General features: G+C 66.3%; 18 protein-coding genes, 1 tRNA gene and 1 pseudogene. 13 read left to right on the plus strand and 7 right to left on the minus strand.

Annotated features, from left to right (window positions below):
* Window positions 1–94: 94 nt before the first annotated feature.
* Window positions 95–1,288 carry an FAD-dependent oxidoreductase gene (locus OG225_RS02895; protein ID WP_405180296.1) on the minus strand — a complete coding sequence of 398 codons (1,194 nt, stop codon included), beginning with the start codon at window positions 1,286–1,288 and terminating at the stop codon, window positions 95–97.
* A 92-nt stretch (window positions 1,289–1,380) separates the two neighbouring features.
* On the opposite strand from OG225_RS02895, the gene OG225_RS02900 reads away from it, so the two are divergent.
* From OG225_RS02900 to OG225_RS02920, 5 genes are all read left to right on the plus strand, one after another.
* Window positions 1,381–1,989, plus strand: a complete 609-nt coding sequence (locus OG225_RS02900) for a TetR/AcrR family transcriptional regulator (protein ID WP_405180297.1) — start codon at window positions 1,381–1,383, stop codon at window positions 1,987–1,989.
* A 184-nt stretch (window positions 1,990–2,173) separates the two neighbouring features.
* Window positions 2,174–2,722: a hypothetical protein gene (locus OG225_RS02905; RefSeq protein ID WP_405180298.1), complete on the plus strand. Its 549-nt coding sequence runs from the start codon at window positions 2,174–2,176 to the stop codon at window positions 2,720–2,722.
* A 172-nt stretch (window positions 2,723–2,894) separates the two neighbouring features.
* A complete protein-coding gene (locus OG225_RS02910; RefSeq protein ID WP_405180299.1) occupies window positions 2,895–3,029 on the plus strand; it encodes a hypothetical protein in 135 nt (44 codons plus the stop codon).
* 591 nt (window positions 3,030–3,620) lie between these two features.
* Window positions 3,621–3,923 (plus strand): hypothetical protein, encoded by a 303-nt coding sequence (locus OG225_RS02915; RefSeq protein WP_405180300.1) that lies wholly within the window; start codon window positions 3,621–3,623, stop codon window positions 3,921–3,923.
* 177 nt (window positions 3,924–4,100) lie between these two features.
* Complete coding sequence (locus OG225_RS02920; protein WP_405180301.1) at window positions 4,101–4,640, plus strand: hypothetical protein; 540 nt, start codon at window positions 4,101–4,103, stop codon at window positions 4,638–4,640.
* A 151-nt stretch (window positions 4,641–4,791) separates the two neighbouring features.
* Here the strand turns inward: OG225_RS02920 and OG225_RS02925 are convergent.
* The 4 genes from OG225_RS02925 to OG225_RS02940 form a co-directional block, all read right to left on the minus strand.
* Window positions 4,792–4,863, minus strand: a tRNA-Val gene (locus tag OG225_RS02925).
* Between the two features lie 30 nt (window positions 4,864–4,893).
* Complete coding sequence (locus tag OG225_RS02930; RefSeq protein WP_109526417.1) at window positions 4,894–5,358, minus strand: peroxiredoxin; 465 nt, start codon at window positions 5,356–5,358, stop codon at window positions 4,894–4,896.
* Between the two features lie 73 nt (window positions 5,359–5,431).
* Window positions 5,432–5,854, minus strand: a complete 423-nt coding sequence (locus OG225_RS02935) for a DUF3052 domain-containing protein (protein ID WP_109526416.1) — start codon at window positions 5,852–5,854, stop codon at window positions 5,432–5,434.
* 117 nt (window positions 5,855–5,971) lie between these two features.
* Window positions 5,972–6,529, minus strand: coding sequence for a hypothetical protein (locus tag OG225_RS02940; RefSeq protein WP_405180302.1), 558 nt, complete (start codon window positions 6,527–6,529; stop codon window positions 5,972–5,974).
* A gap of 271 nt (window positions 6,530–6,800) precedes the next feature.
* Here OG225_RS02940 and aceE point away from each other — a divergent pair, with 271 nt between their 5' ends.
* The 7 genes from aceE to OG225_RS02975 all read left to right on the plus strand — a co-directional run bounded on the left by aceE (window position 6,801) and on the right by OG225_RS02975 (window position 15,909).
* Entirely contained in the window at window positions 6,801–9,701 is a 2,901-nt protein-coding gene (gene aceE / locus OG225_RS02945) for a pyruvate dehydrogenase (acetyl-transferring), homodimeric type (protein WP_405180303.1), read from the plus strand.
* A gap of 44 nt (window positions 9,702–9,745) precedes the next feature.
* Window positions 9,746–11,047, plus strand: coding sequence for a PucR family transcriptional regulator (locus OG225_RS02950; protein ID WP_405183172.1), 1,302 nt, complete (start codon window positions 9,746–9,748; stop codon window positions 11,045–11,047).
* Between the two features lie 128 nt (window positions 11,048–11,175).
* Window positions 11,176–12,090, plus strand: a complete 915-nt coding sequence (locus OG225_RS02955) for an ACP S-malonyltransferase (RefSeq protein WP_216914216.1) — start codon at window positions 11,176–11,178, stop codon at window positions 12,088–12,090.
* 123 nt (window positions 12,091–12,213) lie between these two features.
* Window positions 12,214–12,513 (plus strand): meromycolate extension acyl carrier protein AcpM, encoded by a 300-nt coding sequence (acpM, locus tag OG225_RS02960; RefSeq protein ID WP_109526376.1) that lies wholly within the window; start codon window positions 12,214–12,216, stop codon window positions 12,511–12,513.
* A gap of 10 nt (window positions 12,514–12,523) precedes the next feature.
* The gene (locus tag OG225_RS02965; RefSeq protein ID WP_109526375.1) at window positions 12,524–13,774 is read left to right on the plus strand and encodes a KasA/KasB family beta-ketoacyl-ACP synthase; all 1,251 of its coding nucleotides are present in this window, start codon (window positions 12,524–12,526) and stop codon (window positions 13,772–13,774) included.
* A gap of 109 nt (window positions 13,775–13,883) precedes the next feature.
* The gene (locus OG225_RS02970; protein WP_405180304.1) at window positions 13,884–15,317 is read left to right on the plus strand and encodes an acyl-CoA carboxylase subunit beta; all 1,434 of its coding nucleotides are present in this window, start codon (window positions 13,884–13,886) and stop codon (window positions 15,315–15,317) included.
* Window positions 15,318–15,441: 124 nt separating this feature from the next.
* Window positions 15,442–15,909: a helix-turn-helix domain-containing protein gene (locus OG225_RS02975; RefSeq protein WP_109526373.1), complete on the plus strand. Its 468-nt coding sequence runs from the start codon at window positions 15,442–15,444 to the stop codon at window positions 15,907–15,909.
* On the opposite strand, the gene OG225_RS02980 is transcribed toward OG225_RS02975, so the two are convergent.
* Together OG225_RS02980 and OG225_RS02985 are read right to left on the minus strand one after the other, a co-directional pair.
* Window positions 15,910–16,371 (minus strand): hypothetical protein, encoded by a 462-nt coding sequence (locus OG225_RS02980; RefSeq protein WP_405180305.1) that lies wholly within the window; start codon window positions 16,369–16,371, stop codon window positions 15,910–15,912. It lies immediately after the preceding gene.
* A gap of 113 nt (window positions 16,372–16,484) precedes the next feature.
* Window positions 16,485–17,180, minus strand: a complete 696-nt coding sequence (locus tag OG225_RS02985) for a nitroreductase (RefSeq protein WP_405180306.1) — start codon at window positions 17,178–17,180, stop codon at window positions 16,485–16,487.
* Window positions 17,181–17,331: 151 nt separating this feature from the next.
* Between OG225_RS02985 and OG225_RS02990 the strand changes: the two are divergent.
* A pseudogene (locus OG225_RS02990) lies at window positions 17,332–17,943 on the plus strand (Eco57I restriction-modification methylase domain-containing protein); the annotation flags it as partial.
* Window positions 17,944–18,617: the final 674 nt, after the last annotated feature.

Below are 18,617 nucleotides of genomic sequence, written 5' to 3' on the forward strand. Positions count from 1 at the left end.
ACCCGATGTTCGTCTGACGGTCGAGTTGTCGGCGAAATATCAGTGCGTGTCGTCTGTCGCCGAGCGACCGGGCGCTCGGTCGGCGCGGCCGCGTTTACCTCACCCGGTTCGCCGCACGACCGGTGCCCGCCGCCGAACCGCGAGCCCGACGGCCGCCTTCGCGGGTGAGTCCGGCGAGTACAGGGGTGACGCGCGCGACGGCATTGCGCAGCGCGATCCCCGGCCCCGTCGCGGGAAGCAGCAGGGCGCGGGCCACTCGGAAGGCCTGTTGCTTGGATCGCACCAACGGCCGGTGCCGTGTCTCGTACCGGCGCAGCGCGGCGGCGACCTGCGACGGCGAGCCACCCAATTCCTCGGCGAGCCGGTGGCCGCCCGCGATGGCGAGGGTGCTGCCGTCGCCGAACAGCGACACCGCCGCGGCCGCGTCCCCGACCAGTCCGACCCGCCCGTCGGACCAGCGCGGTAGCCGCATCCGACTGATGGAGTCGAAGTAGAGGTCGTCGGTCTCGCGCAGTCGGTCGAGCAGATTCGGCAGTAGCCAGCCCGTGTCCGGAAAGGCCTCCACCACCACCCTTTTATGCTGATCGAGGTCGCGGTGGTCGTAGCCGGGAACCTCGGGCCGCCGGAACATGAACACGGCGATCGCGCGACCCCGGTTCGGGTGCACGGCCACCGCCCGACCGGGCGTGTTGTATATCAGCACCTCGGTGCCGTCGCCCATCGGCTCATCGATCGGCATGGTCGCCACATACATTCCGGTATGCCGGATGAACGACCCCTCCGGTCCGAAGGTCAGGTGACGGACCGTCGAGTGCAGGCCGTCGGCGCCGATCACCGCGTCGAACCGTGACGGCGGCGCGGCGGCGAAGGTGACATCGACGCCCGCGTCGTCGTGAACGAGGTCGGTAATCGTGTCACCCCAGCGGTATTCGACGCTGTCGCGTCCCGCGTCGACCAGGATCGTCGCGAGGTCGGCCCGCGCCACCTCGATCTCCCGCGTCCCTGCCTCACCCGCGAAAGCCCGCAGGGGGATACCCGCGAGCCGCCGTCCCCTCGCGTCGATGAATGTCATCCGATCTGCGGGCGAGGCGACCTCGCGAAGCCGCGCCATGACGCCCATCTTCTCCACCACGTCGACCGCGGGCCCTTTGACATCGACCGGACTGCCGCTGCTCCGCGCACCCGTGGCCCGCTCGACGACCGTCACCTCGAATCCCGCCCTGGCCAGCCAGTACGCCGCGGTGGCCCCGGCGACCCCGGCACCGGAGATCAGCACTTTCTTGCCCATCTTCTCTACCTCCGATAACCGGACGATTTTCGTCCGTTACGGCGAAGGTAGCATAAGTGGAAGAATTTCGTCCAGATGTGCTCGAGGAGGTAATGATGACGGCCGATGGCCTGCGCGCCGATGCCCGCAGCAACCGCGACCAGATCGTCGCGTCGGCCCTGATCCTGTTCCGGGACAAGGGAATAGACGTGTCCATGAAAGAGGTCGCCGATCACGCCCGCGTCGGCGTCGGCACGCTGTACCGGCGTTTCCCCGACCGTGAAGCGCTGATCTACGCCGCCTCGCACGCCTACCTGACCGGTCTGGCGGAGGGCGTCACGACGGCGGCACGCGAGGAACCCGACGCCTGGTCCGCCCTGCGAAGGTTTCTGCACGAATGTGCCCGGACCGGGGTCGGCGCGTTCGCCTCGTCGGTGGAACCGGTACTGCACAGCAGGATTCGCGTCGACGCGCATCTGACCGAGGTGCGCGCGACCGTTGTCGCCGCGATCGGCGATCTGGTCACGCGGGCCCACGCCGATGGGACGCTGCGCCCCGATGTCGACGTCGGCGATGTCGCCCGCCTGATGACGGTGCAGATCTACTCCCGGCCCGACGAAGAACCCACCGCGGCGATCGCGCGCGTGGTGGATCTGCTACTGGATGGGATCTCCATCGGACCTCGCTCGGCGGGGTCATCGCCCTCGGGCCGAGTCTTGTAGGTCCGGTTCGCTCGGCTATCGGCGAGGTCGATGTGTTCGGCGACCTGCTACCGCGGCTCACCGGTCTGCACGACGGACCCGCCGCCGGACTCGACACCTACACCGCGCGGATCCGCGCGGCCCGCGACCGTCATCCCGTCGCGTCGCCGACCGTTTCCTCGCGATCGATAGTCGGGTGCGCTTCATGACCGCCTCCGACCCGCGCCCCGACATGACCGAGGTGATCGGCAACGACGATCTGCTGCCGCTCATCCTCGACACCCAGTCGGCAGGTCGGCGCGCCGCCGTCGAGCGGCCAGCACCGAGGGGCGAAGGCAGTCCTCGACCCTCGGTGCGTCGCGGCACATCGGTCGGGCTGGGCACTGAACCCACCCCTGTGGCACAGGCCTCGCTCGCCACGATTCCGGAGCACGCCATGCGTTGGGGTTTCCTCGATCCGATTCCCGCGCACGTCGCGGTGGATACGTTGCGCACGTCGCGATGGACACGCCGTGCACGTCGCGGTGGATGCGTCGCGCGCGTCGTGCTGGACACGCCGTGCACGTTGCGTTGGATACGTCGCGCAGGTCGCGGTGAACACGCCGTGCAGGTCGCGGTGGACATGCCGTGCACGTCGCGGCGGATACGTCGCGCACGTCGTGCTGGATACGCCATGTCCGTCGCGGTGGATACGCCGCAATCACGGCGACGGACAACAGGTCTCTCGGATCGGGTGGAACCGATCCTGCGGTAGTCGCGTCCAACTCTGATGTATCGCCGAATTCGGTCACCGAGGTCAGGAGGGTCATGCGATTCGTGTATGCCGCACACCGGGCGACAGCCGCCGTCACGTCACCGGTCGCCGTAGATCTCGAGGACGGACCGCGCCCGCAGGCCGACGGAGTGGGGGAGAGGTGAGCGCCTGGGTGACGACAGGGTTCGTCGCGGCGATCAGCGTGCCGTCGGTAGTGCTCGTGGCCACCCTCATCTGGCCCGAGCGTCGCCCGGATCACGAATCGGCGAGCGGGGCCGTCGATGATCCGAACCCTCAGGGGCCGTGATTTGCAGCCGATGTGAACGCGCACCGCGTCGTCCGCATCGTGAAACTGCGAGCCGGGTTGTCGATGATCCGAGTCCGTGAGGGCCATGATTCCGAGGCAGAATGTGAACGTGCACAGCGTCATCCGGATCGTGAACCTGCGAGCGGGACTGTCGATGATCCGAATCTCGAGGGTCGGGTGATTCGCGGCCCAATGTGAACTACACGGCCTCGTTCGCGGCGTAAACCTGCGAGCCGGGTTGTCGATGACTGCGTCCCTGGAGGGTCGGTGATTCTGCGGTGGCGTGTGGACGTGCAGGGCGTCGTCAGGATCACCGATCTGCGAGCTGGGCTGTCCAAGGATCCGAATCCAGACGGGCGGTGATTCCGAGGTCGAACGTGAGTGAACGGGCACCAGGTCGTCCGCCACATCACGCCAAGGTCTGGCGAGGGTGTGTCGCGCGGCCACATGAACTCGTGCACGTCGAAACTCACTCGGGGCTTACCGATGCGAGGACTGTGAGTAGCGGTTGCCGAGAACTGCGTACGGTCACGCAAATTCGCATGACCAAGCTCAGTACGAACGATAGCTTTGGCCGTGCTCACGGTGACGATGAACGACCGAGCGGCGAGACTGCTCGGTCTGCGGAACGGCTTCGGTGGTCTCGATCCGGACGAGGAATTGGTATCCGGCATGCGGACCACCTGGGTCGACGGTGGAATCGCATGCCGTGGCGATGTGGTCTGCTGGGCTCCGGTCCCCGAACACGCCGACGACGCACCTAGGAGACTGTTCGATCTCACCTGGTGGGATTGCTTCGAAACCAAACTCCACCTCGAAGATTTCGTGCCCATAGAGCGTGCGTATGCCGATGGGCCGATCATCGGCGTCGACGCACAGCGAACCCTGCTCTGACAGGGGGTCGCACTGGCTCGGGAGGTCGGGTGACTGGCCGGCGAACTGAGCACGCCGATTCCGCTGCGATGCATCATCTCGACCGGCGAAACCAACGGCACGTTCAGGTTTCAACGGATCCGGCCCGAGGAAAGCTGGCTGGTCGACGACCTCGACAGTTACCCGCGAGACTATGTCGTGGTCATCGACTTCCTGCCCGGGCCCGCCGACAGATTCCGGACCGGGCACATCGCCGCATCACAACGGGCGGCGCTCATCGACCTGGTCGAACTCCTGGCGCCCGATGTCGAGAAGGCCCGTGGCAGATTGGAGAACGTTCTCGAGAACGCGTCGTGGTCGGCGTTCGATCCCGAGGACGCGCTGATCGAGGCCCTGCTCGACGGCGTCGACGGTGGGTGCGCCTACTTCCCTTCCGTGGGCGCCGATCCCGAAGCGATTCGCGGCTACCTGACGTTGCTGCCCGCCTGCCCGGAAGAGTTGACCCGCACGTGGCAAGACGGCGATATCGAGGCCTGGAACACCGAGACCGATCTCCGGACCTACCTGCGATCGCTGGGCGATCACTGCCGCGCGATCGGCATCGCGTTGATAGGCGTTTTCTGCGGCAAGGACGGCTTGGTGCCCGGTTTCCTGCCCGATGGCAAACTGGAGCGGTTCATTGCTCTAGCCACGACCGCCGAGTTGGAGGTCTTCGTCTACGGGTCGGTCGATCGCTGACTCGGTTCCGTCGAAGACTCCCCGACCCTGTCACGACGAACTCGAGTACGAAGGCCGAATGACGGGCGACATGTGCCCTACGTTTGCCCCATGGAAGGGGGTGCGGGGCAAACGCCGGGGCGAGACTTGCCGTCTACCCGCATGTTCTCGGTGGGCGCAGAGGGGATCGAACCCCCGACCGCTGGTGTGTAAAACCAGTGCTCTACCGCTGAGCTATACGCCCGCACTCCGTCGGTGCTTCCGACGGTGCGGCTTATGAATCTAGCGCGGCGAGCGCTTTCTCCCAAGCCGCCTGGTCACGGGCCTCTCCGGGACCGTTCATCTCCGCGAAACGGACCGTGCCGTCCTTGTCCACGACGAAAGTGCCGCGGTTGGGGAAGCCGGTTTTCTCGTTGAAGACGCCGTAGGCCTGGGCGATGGCGCCGTGCGGCCAGAAATCGGACAGCAGGGGGAAGGTGTAGCCCTGTTCGGCGGCCCAGATCTTGTGGGTGGGCGGCGGGCCGACGGAGATCGCGAGGATTTCCGCGTCGTCGTTCTGGAATTTGGGCAGCTCGTCTCGCACCTTGCAGAGTTCCCCCTGGCAGATGCCGGTGAAGGCGAGCGGGTAGAAGACGATGAGCACGTTCTTCTTGCCCCGGAAGTCCGACAATGAGACTTCCTGGTTGTTCTGATCCTTGAGCGTGAAATCCGGCGCGACAGTGCCAACTTCGAGCGGCATACGCGAATCCTCCATCGTGTCGGGTCTCCACCGGGTGGTGATGCGCCACCCGGCGGAAACCATAGCGAAAGGGTCAGCGTTGCTTCGAAGGAGCCTTGGGTTGTACCAATCGGCTTCCGGCCCAAGCGCCGAGGCTGATCGCAGAAGTCTGCGTCAGGCCCGCCGTGGGCGCGGCTTCGGCGATCTCGCTCGGATCGACATGGCCAGGCTGACCGGTCTTGGGGGTGAGAACCCAGATGAATCCGTCGTCCGCCAGCGGGCTGATGACTTCCATCAGCTCGTCGGCCAGATCGCCGTCTCCCTCTCGCCACCAGAGCAGTACGGCGTCGACGACTTCATCGGAGTCCTCGTCCACCATTTCACCGCCACTGGCGTCTTCGACATCGGCCCGCAGGTCGTCGTCGGTGTCCTCGTCCCAGCCCAGTTCCTGGACGACCATGCCGTGTGTAATGCCAAGCTTCTGAGCGTAGTTCTGCGCGTCCGCCGCGGCGACCACGGTGGTGTCCTCCTCAACTCCCGACAGTAGGTAGTTGCAAGCGAACATGGTTATCGGCCCGAGCGCAAGCTGATCGGACGAAATACCCTCCGAATGTCGCGCGACCGGTACGAAATTTCAGCGTTTCGGGCACGTTTCCCGGACCGCGTTCCTGGCGTCGTTGACGCGTTTGCTGGCGTCGTTCAGGGGCCCTACCTGCGCCGTATAGGTCATGCGACGGGTTTCGGCGGCGAGCGCCCTGGCCCCTGTGACGTACTCGGAGAATTTCGCGGCAAGATCATCGGGCAACGCGCCCGCCGCGGCAGTCACTCCGGTCTCGACCTTCGTCGCGGCGTCCTCCAGCGTCGTGGAGGCGGCATCGCGTTTGGCGGCGTAGTCTGGCGCATTGGAGTCGTGCGCGTCGACGAAGTCGTTGTACGCCTTCACCCCGAGGCCGGATGTGGTGGGGAACTGCGCGCAGTTCTCGCTGATGGCCTGGGCCTGCGCTGCCGCCCGCCGCGACGAGGTCGCCGCCGCGGAGGACGCGGCTGCTTCGGTCTTGTAGGAGGAGAGTTCCGCGGCGTTCGGAGTAGCGGTTCCCTCCAACGTTTCCGCGCATCCGGCGACCGTGAGCCCGGCGACGACCGCCGCGGCAGCACATACCAATCCGAACCGGCGTGGGTCGAGCACCTTCATCGTCCTCCCGCTCTTGCTCTGTATTCGCATCGAACAGTTCGTGCTCGGGTGGCTCGTGGGGTGCCGAAACCGGCCCGCGCCGGAAAAACTACCGGGTAACCCTTTGCCGAGGAAACCGTACTGGATTCGCTGCTGACATGATGACCTGGGACGCACCGTCGGCAAGGATGGAAGGTGCGCCCGGACTTTCGTAACGGGTGGTCCGCCAACCAGCGCTCCGCCCGGGGAAAAAGAAGCCATCAGCTTGTCCACCCCTGTACGAGGAGCAGACTTGACAGACGTGATCCACTCGTCCGTTCCGGCGAAACCCGCTGGTCCCGACACCGTCTCCGCCCCGAACGGGTCGCACGCACAGCCGGCAGGCCGGGTGAGGGTGATCCGCGAGGGGGTGGCGTCCTACCTGCCGGATATCGACCCGGAGGAAACCAGCGAATGGCTCGAATCATTCGACGAGATGCTCGACCGGGAAGGTCCGGGCCGTGCGCGCTACCTGATGCTCCGATTGTTGGAGCGAGCGGGTGAGCGCCGGGTCTCCATTCCCGCGTTGACTTCCACCGATTATGTGAACACCATTCCCACCGAGAACGAGCCGTGGTTTCCCGGCGACGAAGAGGTGGAGCGTCGGTTCCGCGCCTGGATTCGCTGGAACGCCGCGATCATGGTGCATCGCGCGCAGCGTCCCGGCATCGGTGTCGGCGGGCACATCTCGACCTACGCGTCCTCGGCGGCGCTCTACGAGGTCGGCTTCAACCACTTCTTCCGCGGCAAGGATCATTCCGGCGGCGGTGACTCGATCTTCATCCAGGGCCACGCCTCGCCCGGCATCTACGCCCGCGCCTTCCTCGAGGGCAGGCTCAGCGAGAGCCAGATGGACGGGTTCCGTCAGGAGTACAGCCACGGCGGGCCCGGGCACGGTCTGCCGTCGTATCCGCATCCCCGGCTGCTGAACAACTTCTGGGAATTCCCGACCGTCTCCATGGGTCTGGGCCCGATGAACGCCATCTACCAGGCCAGGTTCAACCACTACCTGCACGATCGCGGTATCAAGGACACCTCCGACCAGCACGTGTGGGCGTTCCTCGGCGACGGCGAGATGGACGAGCCGGAGTCGCGCGGTCTCGCGCACGTCGCGGCGATGGAGGGGCTGGACAACCTGACCTTCGTCGTCAACTGCAACCTGCAGCGTCTCGACGGCCCGGTGCGCGGCAACGGCAAGATCATCCAGGAACTCGAGTCGTTCTTCCGCGGCGCGGGCTGGAATGTCATCAAGGTGATCTGGGGCCGCGAGTGGGACGCGCTGCTCGGCGCGGATCGCGACGGCGCGCTGGTGAATCTGATGAACACCACGCCCGACGGTGATTTCCAGACCTACAAGGCCAATGACGGCGCCTACGTGCGCGACCATTTCTTCGGTCGCGACCCGAGGACCAAGGCACTGGTGCAGGATCTGTCGAATCCGGAGATCTGGAACCTCAAGCGCGGCGGCCACGACTACCGCAAGGTCTACGCCGCCTACGCCGCGGCGATGGCGCACAAGGGTCAGCCGACGGTCATCCTGGCCAAGACCATCAAGGGCTATACCCTCGGCAAGCATTTCGAGGGCCGCAACGCCACCCATCAGATGAAGAAGCTGACGTTGCAGGACCTCAAGGATTTCCGCGATCTGCAGCGGATCCCGATCACCGACGCGGAGTTGGAGAAGGATCCGTACCTGCCGCCGTACTACCATCCCGGCATCGACACCCGCGAGGTCCAGTACATGCTGGATCGCCGCAAGGCGCTCGGCGGTTTCCTGCCCGAACGGCGTTCCGTGGCAAAGCCTCTGCAACTTCCCGGCGACGAGGCATATCGCTCGGTGCGCAAGGGTTCGGGCAAGCAGAATGTCGCCACCACGATGGCGCTGGTCCGCTTGATGAAGGAACTGCTGCGGGACAAGGAGATCGGCAAGCGGATCGTGCCGATCATCCCGGACGAGGCCAGGACCTTCGGTATGGACTCGTGGTTCCCTTCGTTGAAGATCTACAACCGCAACGGCCAGTTGTACACATCGGTCGACGCGGAATTGATGCTTGCCTACAAAGAGAGCACCACCGGCCAGATCCTGCACGAGGGCATCAACGAGGCCGGATCGACCGCGTCGTTCACCGCGGTCGGCACCTCGTACGCCACCCACGGCGAGCCGATGATCCCGCTCTACATCTTCTACTCGATGTTCGGTTTCCAGCGCACCGGTGACGGACTGTGGGCGGCGGCGGATCAGCTCGCCCGCGGATTCGTGCTCGGAGCAACCGCCGGGCGAACTACGTTGACCGGTGAGGGATTGCAGCACAACGACGGCCATTCGCTGTTGCTGGCGTCGAGTAATCCCGCCGTGGTCACCTACGATCCGGCGTTCGCCTTCGAACTCGCCCATATCGTGCGCGACGGTCTGCGCCGGATGTACGGCGGCGGTGTGCCGAAGCCGTCGGCGCAGACGGCGCTGCCGGGTACGGAGACGGTTCGTCGCGCCGAGGACACCTTCGGCGGCGAGGACATCTTCTACTACATCACCCTCTACAACGACCCCTACCAGCAGCCGGCCGAGCCGGAAGGTCTCGATATCGCGGGTCTGCTCAAGGGCATCTACCTGTACAAGGCGGGTGAGGCCGGTGATGTGCGCGCGCAGATCCTGGTCTCCGGCGTCACCGTGCCCGATGGTCTGCGCGCGCAGGCGCTGCTCGCGCAGCGGTGGGGTGTGCAGGCCGATGTGTGGTCGGTGACCTCGTGGGGTGAACTCCGCAAGGACGCGCTCGCCAAGGAGATCGCGGCACTGCGTGATCCGAGCGCGGAGGTCGGCGTGCCCTATGTCACCGAGGCGCTGTCGCGGGTCGACGGTCCCTACATCGCCGCGACCGATTGGATGCGCGCGGTGCCGGATCAGGTCCGCAAGTGGGTACCGGGTGATTTCACCACCCTCGGCACCGACGGGTTCGGCTTCTCCGATACCAGGGCGGCGGCGCGGCGGGTATTCAACGTCGACGCGCAGTCGATCGCGCTCGCGGCGCTGGAAGGTCTGGCCCGGGTGGGCAGGATCGACCAGTCCACGGTGCTCGAGGCGGCGGCCGAATATCGGATCGGCGATGTCGACGCCGCGCCGAAGTCGGCCGCAAGCGGTGAGGAAGAACTCGCGTAGCGGACTATTGGAACGTGGAACGTAAACCGCCGCGGCCCCGACGGATCTCCGAAGGCTCCTCCGAGCACGAGGTGTATCTGCCGACCGGGGCACTGTCCCCGAATCGGCAGAACCGGGACCCGCTCCCGGACACGCTGCTCAAGCGGGTCAAACAGTTCTCCGGCCGACTGTCGACCGAGGCTGTCGGATCCATGCAGGATCGGTTGCCGTTCTTCGCCGATCTGGATGCCGCCCAGCGGGCCGGGGTCCAGATGCTGGTGCAGACCGCGGTGGTGAACTTCCTCGAATGGCTCCAGGACCCGGAAAGCGATATCCGGTTCAGCCTGGACGCCTTCCAGGTCATTCCGCAGGATCTGGCGCGGCGGTTGACGTTGCGCCAGACCGTGGACATGGTCCGCGTGGCCATGGAGTTCTTCGAACAGTGGCTGCCCGCGCTCGCGCGCAACGACAGGCAGCTGGTCGCGCTCACCGAGGCGGTGTTGCGATACGGGCGTGAGCTCGGCTTCGCGGCCGCCTCGGTATACGCCAGCGCCGCGGAATCACGCGGCGCGTGGGACACCAGGCTGGAGGCGCTGGTCGTCGACGCGGTGGTGCGCGGCGATACCGGCCCGGACATGCTGTCGCGGGCCGCGACGTTGAACTGGGACGCCACCGCGCCCGCGACGGTGCTGGTCGGCACGCCGCCCAAGGATCAGAGCGTGTCCATGGTCGGCGCGGTGCACAACATCGCCGCCAGGCACGGGCGCGCGGCGCTCGCGGTGGTGCAGGGCGCTCGGCTGGTGATGGTGGTGAGCGGTCATCTCAGCGATACCACCCATATATCGGCCTTCCTCTCCGATCTGCTCGCCGAGGTCTTCTCGGACGGGCCGGTGGTGATCGGACCGACCATGCGCACCCTCGGCGCGGCCCACGCCAGCGCGGTGGAGGCGCTGGCCGGTATGGAGGCGGTCGTGGGGTGGCGCGGTGCGCCGCGGCCGGTGCACGCGACCGAATTACTGCCCGAACGCGCATTACTGGGTGATCGAGCTGCGGTCGACGCGCTGAACGAGTATCTTGTCCTCCCGTTGGCCGCTGCGGGATCCTCGCTCGCCGACACCCTCGACGCCTACCTCGATTGCGGTGGAGCGGTCGAGACCTGCGCCCGTCAGCTGTACGTCCATCCAAATACGGTGCGCTACCGGCTCAAGCGAATCGGGGAGATCACGGGACGTGATCCGATGAATCCCCGTGACGCCTACGTGCTCCGGATCGCGGCAACGGTGGGTCGTTTGACACGAACCCGTAACGAATCATCGACATCCGACCCAGAAGCACCACATGTCGCTGTGGGTCCCGATGGGCTGTAACGCAGAAGGCGAATCGGTCGATCGGGACATCCCACATGGGATTTTGTGGGACCCCTACAAAAGGGATCGAGAAGCTTCGGTCGCGTCGACATCTCGTAGAAGGCACCTCACAGTGTTTTCTTAGAGGCGTGATCGCGTTACTTGCCCCAGGACAGGGGTCCCAGACACCCGGCATGCTCGCGCCCTGGCTCGACCTTCCCGGCGCGGGAGAACGCCTCGCCCTCTGGTCCAAGGCCTCGGGCCTGGATCTCGTTCGTCTCGGCACCACCGCGACGGCCGAGGAGATCGTCGACACCGCTGTGACGCAACCCCTCGTTGTCGCCGCCGCACTGCTGGCCTTCGCCGAAGTCGAGCAGAATTCACTGCCCGCCGCTACCATCGTCGCCGGACATTCGGTCGGCGAGTTCGCCGCCGCCGCTGTCGCCGGGGTAATCTCCCCTGACGACGCGGTGGTGCTGGCCGCCATCCGCGGTGCGGAGATGGCCAAGGCGTGCGCGCTGGAGCCGACCGGAATGTCCGCGGTGCTCGGCGGCGATGAGGCCGCCGTACTCGCACGGCTCGCGGAATTGAACCTCGTGCCCGCCAATCGCAACGCGGCCGGTCAGATCGTGGCCGCGGGCACACTCGACGCGTTGGCGGAACTGGCGGCGAACCCGCCGGAGAAGGCGCGGGTCCGCGCGCTTCCCGTCGCGGGCGCTTTCCACACCGCGTACATGGCTCCGGCCCAGGACGCGGTGGCCGAGGCCATCGGCAAGATCGCGCCGGACGAGCCGACCCGCGTGCTGCTGTCGAACTTCGACGGGCAGCCGGTCGCCTCGGGACAGGACGCGATCGATAAGCTCGCCGCGCAGGTCACCCGACCTGTTCGCTGGGATCTGTGCACCGAGACCATCCGCGCCGCCGCGGTGTCGGCAGTGGCGGAGTTGCCGCCGGCGGGCACGCTGGTCGGCATCGCCAAACGGGAACTGAAGGGCACGCCGACGCTGGCCCTGAAAACGCCCGAAGACCTCCCCGCGTTGGCCGGGTTCACGACCTCCGGCTAGCTTTCCCCGCGACGGTGCGGAGAAATTCGCACAGTCGTGACCGAATCGGCGGTAACCAACCGCCGCTTCGATCCGAAATAAACACAAGAGCCCTACAAATAGAAACAAGAAGGGAGCCACACCGTGGCCGCTCTGACCCAGGAACAAATCGTCGAGGAACTCGGCAGGATCATCGAAGAGGTTACGGGTATCGAACCCTCCGAGGTGACCATCGAGAAGTCCTTCGTCGATGACCTGGACATCGACTCGCTGTCCATGGTCGAGATCGCGGTACAGACCGAGGACAAGTACGGCGTGAAGATCCCGGACGAGGATCTGGCCAGCTTGAAGACGGTCGGCGACGCTGTCGGCTACATCCAGAAGCTCGAGGCGGAGAACAGCGAAGCCGCCGCGGAGCTCAAGGCCAAGTTCGACTCCGAGTAGGGCCGAAACAGTGACCACTCCTTCCACCTTGAACGGGAATTTCCCCAACGTCGTCGTCACTAGCCTGGCGGCGACCACGTCGATCGCGGGTGACGTCGATGCGACGTGGAAGGGACTCCTCAACGGCGAGAGCGGTATCGACGTTCTCGAGGATTCCTTCGTCGAGGAATACGACCTTCCCGTCCGCATCGGCGGACACCTGAAGGTCCGACCGGACACCCTGCTCACCCGGGTCGAATGTCGGCGCATGGCCTACGTCGAGCAGCTCGCGACCGTTCTCGGTCGTGAAGTCTGGCGCAACGCGGGCAGCCCGGAAGTCGATCCCGAGCGGCTCGGTGTGGCCATCGGAACCGGGATCGGCGGCGGCGACGCCCTCATCGACTCGGTCGACAAGCTGAAGAACGGCGGCTATCGAAAGATTTCGCCCCTGGCTGTTCAGATGGTCATGCCGAACGGCCCTTCGGCCGTGGTCGGTCTCGAATTGAAGGCCAGGGCAGGAGTGGTCACTCCGGTCTCGGCATGCTCGTCCGGCTCCGAGGCCATCGCCAACGCGTGGCGGATGATCGTCATGGGTGACGCCGATATCGTCGTCGCCGGTGGCGTCGAGGGTTACATCGACGCCGTGCCGATCGCGGCATTCTCCATGATGCGTGCGATGAGCAACCGCAACGACGATCCCAAGGGCGCCTCGCGGCCCTTCGACAAGGATCGTGACGGATTCGTCTTCGGTGAGGCGGGCGCCCTCATGGTCATCGAGACCGAGGAGCACGCCAAGGCTCGTGGAGCCACCATCCACGCGCGTCTGCTCGGCGCGGGCATCACCTCGGACGGTTTCCATCTCGTCGCCCCCGATCCCACGGGCGACGGTGCCTCGCGTGCCATCAAGCGCGCGCTGCAGACGGCGGGTCTGACCGCCGCTGACATCACCCATGTCAACGCACACGCGACCGCGACGCCGATCGGTGACACCGCCGAGGCGAACGCGATCAACAAGGCCATCGGCAATCACGCCTCGGTCTACGCTCCGAAGTCGGCACTGGGCCACTCGATCGGCGCGGTCGGCGCCCTCGAGTCCGTGCTCACCGTGCTCAGCATCCGCGACGGCATCGTGCCGCCGACGCTGAACCTGGAGAACCAGGATCCGGAGATCGACCTCGATGTGGTGCACGGCGAAGCCCGTCGCCAGGAGATCGAGTACGCGATCAACAATTCCTTCGGTTTCGGTGGGCACAACGTCGCGCTCGCCTTCGGTCGCGCATAGCCGCTCGATCGACTGCACAACGAATCAGGCGGGGGCCGGTATCGGCCCCCGCCTGATTCGACATACGCGGCCGCGCTCGCGGCAACACTCTTATCGAGGAGATAACGCGATGACCATCATGGCTCCGGCGTTCCCACAGGAGACGACGACAGATCCGCGTGATCCGCTGGGCAGGCTCCAGCGCTTCTTCGATCCCGGCACGGTTCTTCCGCTGCATCCGCGCGACAAATCCGGCATTCTCGCCGCGATCGGCGAGGTCGACGGTGTCCGCACCGTCGCCTACTGCTCCGATGCCACCGTCATGGGCGGCGCGATGGGCGTCGACGGATGCAAACACATCGTCGCCGCCATCGATACGGCCATCGATTCCGGTGCTCCCGTGGTCGGCATCTGGCATTCCGGCGGCGCCCGGCTGGCCGAGGGTGTGGAGGCCCTGCACGCTGTCGGACTGGTCTTCGAGGCCATGGTCCGCGCGTCCGGCCTGGTCCCGCAGCTCTCGGTGGTGCTCGGATTCGCCGCGGGCGGCGCCGCCTACGGGCCCGCGCTGACCGATATCGTCATCATGGCTCCCGAAGGCCGCGTTTTCGTGACCGGACCCGATGTGGTGCGCAGCGTCACCGGTGAACAGGTCGACATGGAAACCCTCGGCGGGCCGGTCACCCACGGCAAGAAGTCCGGTGTCACCCATATCATCGCCGACAGCGAATCCGATGCCATGCATCGCGCCCGCAGGCTGGTGTCGATGTTCGCCGAGCAGGGCGAATTCGATCTGCTCGCCGCCGAGCACGGTGATGTCGACTTGAAGGCGCTGCTGCCGGAATCGGCCAAGCGCGCCTACGACGTGAAACCGCTGGTGCACGAGCTGCTCGACAATATCAACGGCGAGTCCTCCTTCGAGGAATTGCAAGGCGGTTACGCGCGCAGCATGGTGACCGGGCTCGGTCGTCTCGGCGGTCGTACCGTCGGTGTGCTGGCCAACAACCCGTTGCGCCTGGGCGGCTGCCTCAACTCGGAGAGCGCGGAGAAGGCCGCGCGGTTCGTGCGCCTGTGCGACGCGTTCGGCATCCCGCTGATCGTGATCACCGATGTGCCCGGTTACCTGCCCGGCGTCAGCCAGGAGTGGGAGGGCGTGGTGCGGCGCGGCGCGAAACTGCTGCACGCCTTCGCCGAGGCGCGGGTTCCCCGGGTCACACTGGTCACCCGCAAGATCTACGGCGGCGCCTACATCGCGATGAACGCCCGTTCGCTCGGTGCGACCGCCGTGTACGCGTGGCCGGGTTCGGAGGTCGCGGTGATGGGCGCCAAGGCCGCGGTCGGCATCCTGCACAAGAAGGCACTCGCCGCCGCGCCGGACGACGAGCGCGAGGCGCTGCACGAGCGCCTGACCGTCGAGCACGAGCAGATCGCGGGCGGTGTCGAGCGCGCCATCGCGATCGGGGTCGTCGACCAGGTCATCGACCCGGCCAAGACCCGGAGCACGATCGCCGCCGCGCTGGCCGCCGCGCCGTCGCGCAAGAGCCACCACAAGAACATTCCGCTGTGAGGTGAGTGTCGCGAAACGGGCCCGGGAAATCCCCGGGCCCGTTTTCGTTGTTCGTCTCCGTCGAGGTTCGTCTCTGTCGAGCGATCACGGGGGCGGGGGTGTCACCGCTGGGTAGCATCGGGTTGTGCGTTACGAGGAGCTTTCCGAGGAGCCGTGTTCGATTACCCGGCCGCTGGTGATTCTGGGTGACCGGTGGACACTGGTGATTCTCAAGCACTCGTTCGCCGGTATCCGTCGCTTCAACACTTTCCAGAGCGCGCTCGGTATTTCCCGCAGTCGATTGCAGGATCGGCTGGACCGGTTGATCGAGCACGGCATCCTGGTGAAGCAGAAGGCCGAGGTCGGCGCGCACGAGGAGTACCGGCTGACGCCGAAGGGGCACGATATCTATCCGATCCTGATGGCGATCCGGGATTGGGGCGACACGTATATGGCGCCCGCCGGGCCGCCGGTCGAATACCGTCATCGCGGATGTGCCGGAGAAGCGCATGTGAAACTCGAATGCGATTCCTGCGGAAGTGAATTGACCGCCCGTGATATCGCCCCCGAACTCGGTCCCGGATTGACCGGAGAAAGTGTCGCGGCGGGCTGATCAGGAACCGGACCGGATCTTTTCGGCCGGATTGTCCTGATTCACACACTCCTGGAACGGATTCGGGACGGCCGGGGAAATCCGGCAGTTCCATACCCCGGTGCCGACGGCGACGGTGATCACGACATTCTCGCCCGACGTTCGTGACCTGGCCGCGTAGATCTCGGCCACCGTGAGGGCGGCGTCGCACGCGGTGTCGCCCCTGATCGTGATCGCGGTGATGCTCTGACCGAACTCCGCTGTGCCGCAGGAGATCTCGATCGGTTCCAGGACGGGGTGCGCGACGTGCACGGCTCGGGCGGGTGCGGTCGTGGTGGGGACGATCACGGCCGCGGTGGTCGCCGCGGCGCTCGCGGTCGGCGTCGCGCCGAGGACTTCGCCCTCGGCGTCGTCGCAGCCGGTGAGGCCCGCGGTGAGCGCGACCGCGGCGACGGCCGCGGGCAGTACGCCGGAAGAACGCATGAAGCCTCCTGTGTCGCGCGGTCGACGCCGGAGCCGCTGATCGCCCCCCGACCTGCGCTCACCCTAGCGCGGTCGGCGGGCGAGTGCCGGTATCGGCGCGACGATCGCCCGCCTCAGTCGCTGTGCCAGGCGACGACGTGGTCGAGATCGGCTCGGGTGGTGCGGAAACTGTTCACCGGGTGGTCGACGTCGGGATGGCCGAAGGAGATGGCGGCGACGACTCGGCGATGGTCGGGGATGCCGAAGTGGGCGCGCAGGAAGGGGGAGTAGGAGGCGAGGGCGGCCTGGGGTGCGGCGCCGAGGCCCAGGCTCTGGGCGGCGAGCAGGAAATTGCCGATGTAGAGGCCGCAGTCGACGGCGCCGTAGACGCCGAGGTCGGCTTCGCTGGTGACGATCGCGACGTGGGGGGCGTCGAAGAGTTCGAAGTTGCGGACGGCCTGGCGCATGGTGCCCGCGTTGTCGCCCTTGGCGATACCGACGCTGTCGTAGAGTTGCAGGCCGCATTCACGCCTGCGATCGCGGTAGACGCCGGTATAGGCCGTCGGGAACGGGAAATCGGGTTCGGGAATCGCGCCCGCGACATGCTCGAGCAGTGCTTTTCGGAATCGGTCGGTGCCCGCGCCCTCGGTGATCGCCACCTGCCAGGGCTGGGTGTTGCACCACGACGGTGTGCGCCCGGCCAGGCGCAGCAGCGCCTCGATGCTCTCGCGGGCGACCGGGTGGGTGGTGAACTGCCTGCATGTCCACCGTTGTTCGAGGATCCGGTGCAACGCCTCGTATTCGTCGGTCCGCACATCCGTCGGGTTCATCGGCCCACCCTCTCGTATTCGGTTCTATTTCGAGACTGAATGCTAGCGTGAATGGTCTCATTTCGGAACTGGATGCGGTCGAGAAATCACACCCCAGCGCGGCACAGCAAAATCCAGTTATCGGAGGGTGCGTGCTGGCAGAATCCGACCCATGGGGTCCGAGGCCCGTGACGCGCGTAAGCGGCACGGCAGGCACTACACGCCGCCCGCGCTCGCGCAGTTCCTGGCGCGACGCCTGTTGGCGCATATGCCGGAACCGCGCCGCGCGGGCACGCTGCGAGTCCTGGATCCCGCCTGCGGAGACGGGGAACTGCTGCTCTCGCTCCATCGCGAGATCACCGCCGGACTCCCCGGCGTCCGGGTGGAACTGATCGGATTCGATCTCGACGAGACGGCACTCGCGGTGGCCGGCGCCAGGGCGCGGGCAGCCGGTGTCGACGTGCGATGGCATTCGGGAGATTTCCTGTCGGAGTCGGAACGGCTGGCCGACAACAGTTTCGACGCGATCATCACCAACCCGCCGTATGTGCGCACCCAGCAGCTTGGCACCGTGGCCGCGCGATCGCTGGCCGAGCGCTTCGGACTGCGCGGCCGGATCGACCTGACCCACCCCTTCGTCGCCGTCGCGCCGCGACTGTTGCGCCAAGGCGGCGTGCTCGGTCTGTTGTGCGCCAACAGGTTCATCACCACCAGGGCGGGCGCCAATATCCGCGCGATCCTGTGCGCCGAACTCGCGCCGGTGGAACTCTACGACCTGGGCGACACCAAACTTTTCGAGGCGGCCGTACTGCCCGCGATCACCATCGCGACCAGGACCGGAACCCGACCCGACTGTCGTTTCGTCTCTGCCTACGAGGTGCCCGAATCCGAAACCGTGTCCGTACCGGGGCTTTTCGAAGCGTTGACCCGTGACACCGGCGGCAGCGTCGCCCACGACGGGCGTACTTTCGCGGTGGAGGTCGGCACGCTGTGCTCCGAGGGGCCGGTGCTCGCGCACCGTGCGGACAGCACCTGGCGGATGTCGCGTCCCGGCGTCGACGCGTGGCTGGCCCGGATCGGTGAGCGCACATGGCGCACGTTCGGTGAGGTCGCGCGCATCAGGGTGGGGATCAAGACGACCGCCGATCGAGTCTTCATCTCCGACCGCTGGCACGAGGCGGATCCGTGTCCGGAACAGGAACTGCTGCTGGATCTCATCACCCACCACGATCTCGCGCCGTGGCGCATCGACCGCGAGCGCGAGACGAGGGTCCTCTATCCCTACGACACCGACGTGTCCAGGCGTACGCCGGTCGACCTGCGCGAATTCCCCGACGCCGCCGCCTATCTCCGAACGCACGAAGAAGCGCTGACGGCCCGTCGGTATCTGGTGGACAGCGGCAGGAGTTGGTTCGAGATCTGGGTGCCGCAGCGTCCGCACCTGTGGCGGGTGCCCAA

Origin of the sequence: Nocardia sp. NBC_01377 (assembly GCF_045040005.1) — a bacterium.
Taxonomy (GTDB): domain Bacteria; phylum Actinomycetota; class Actinomycetes; order Mycobacteriales; family Mycobacteriaceae; genus Nocardia; species Nocardia noduli.

What these genes read in the sequence shown, in the direction of transcription:
- OG225_RS02895 (WP_405180296.1), bottom strand. Translation starts at nt 1,288, where the DNA reads ATGGGCAAGAAAGTGCTGATCTCCGGTGCCGGGGTCGCCGGGGCCACC.
- OG225_RS02900 (WP_405180297.1), top strand. Translation starts at nt 1,381, where the DNA reads ATGATGACGGCCGATGGCCTGCGCGCCGATGCCCGCAGCAACCGCGAC.
- OG225_RS02905 (WP_405180298.1), top strand. Translation starts at nt 2,174, where the DNA reads ATGACCGCCTCCGACCCGCGCCCCGACATGACCGAGGTGATCGGCAAC.
- OG225_RS02915 (WP_405180300.1), top strand. Translation starts at nt 3,621, where the DNA reads ATGAACGACCGAGCGGCGAGACTGCTCGGTCTGCGGAACGGCTTCGGT.
- OG225_RS02930 (WP_109526417.1), bottom strand. Translation starts at nt 5,358, where the DNA reads ATGCCGCTCGAAGTTGGCACTGTCGCGCCGGATTTCACGCTCAAGGAT.
- OG225_RS02940 (WP_405180302.1), bottom strand. Translation starts at nt 6,529, where the DNA reads ATGAAGGTGCTCGACCCACGCCGGTTCGGATTGGTATGTGCTGCCGCG.
- OG225_RS02970 (WP_405180304.1), top strand. Translation starts at nt 13,884, where the DNA reads ATGACCATCATGGCTCCGGCGTTCCCACAGGAGACGACGACAGATCCG.
- OG225_RS02980 (WP_405180305.1), bottom strand. Translation starts at nt 16,371, where the DNA reads ATGCGTTCTTCCGGCGTACTGCCCGCGGCCGTCGCCGCGGTCGCGCTC.
- OG225_RS02985 (WP_405180306.1), bottom strand. Translation starts at nt 17,180, where the DNA reads ATGAACCCGACGGATGTGCGGACCGACGAATACGAGGCGTTGCACCGG.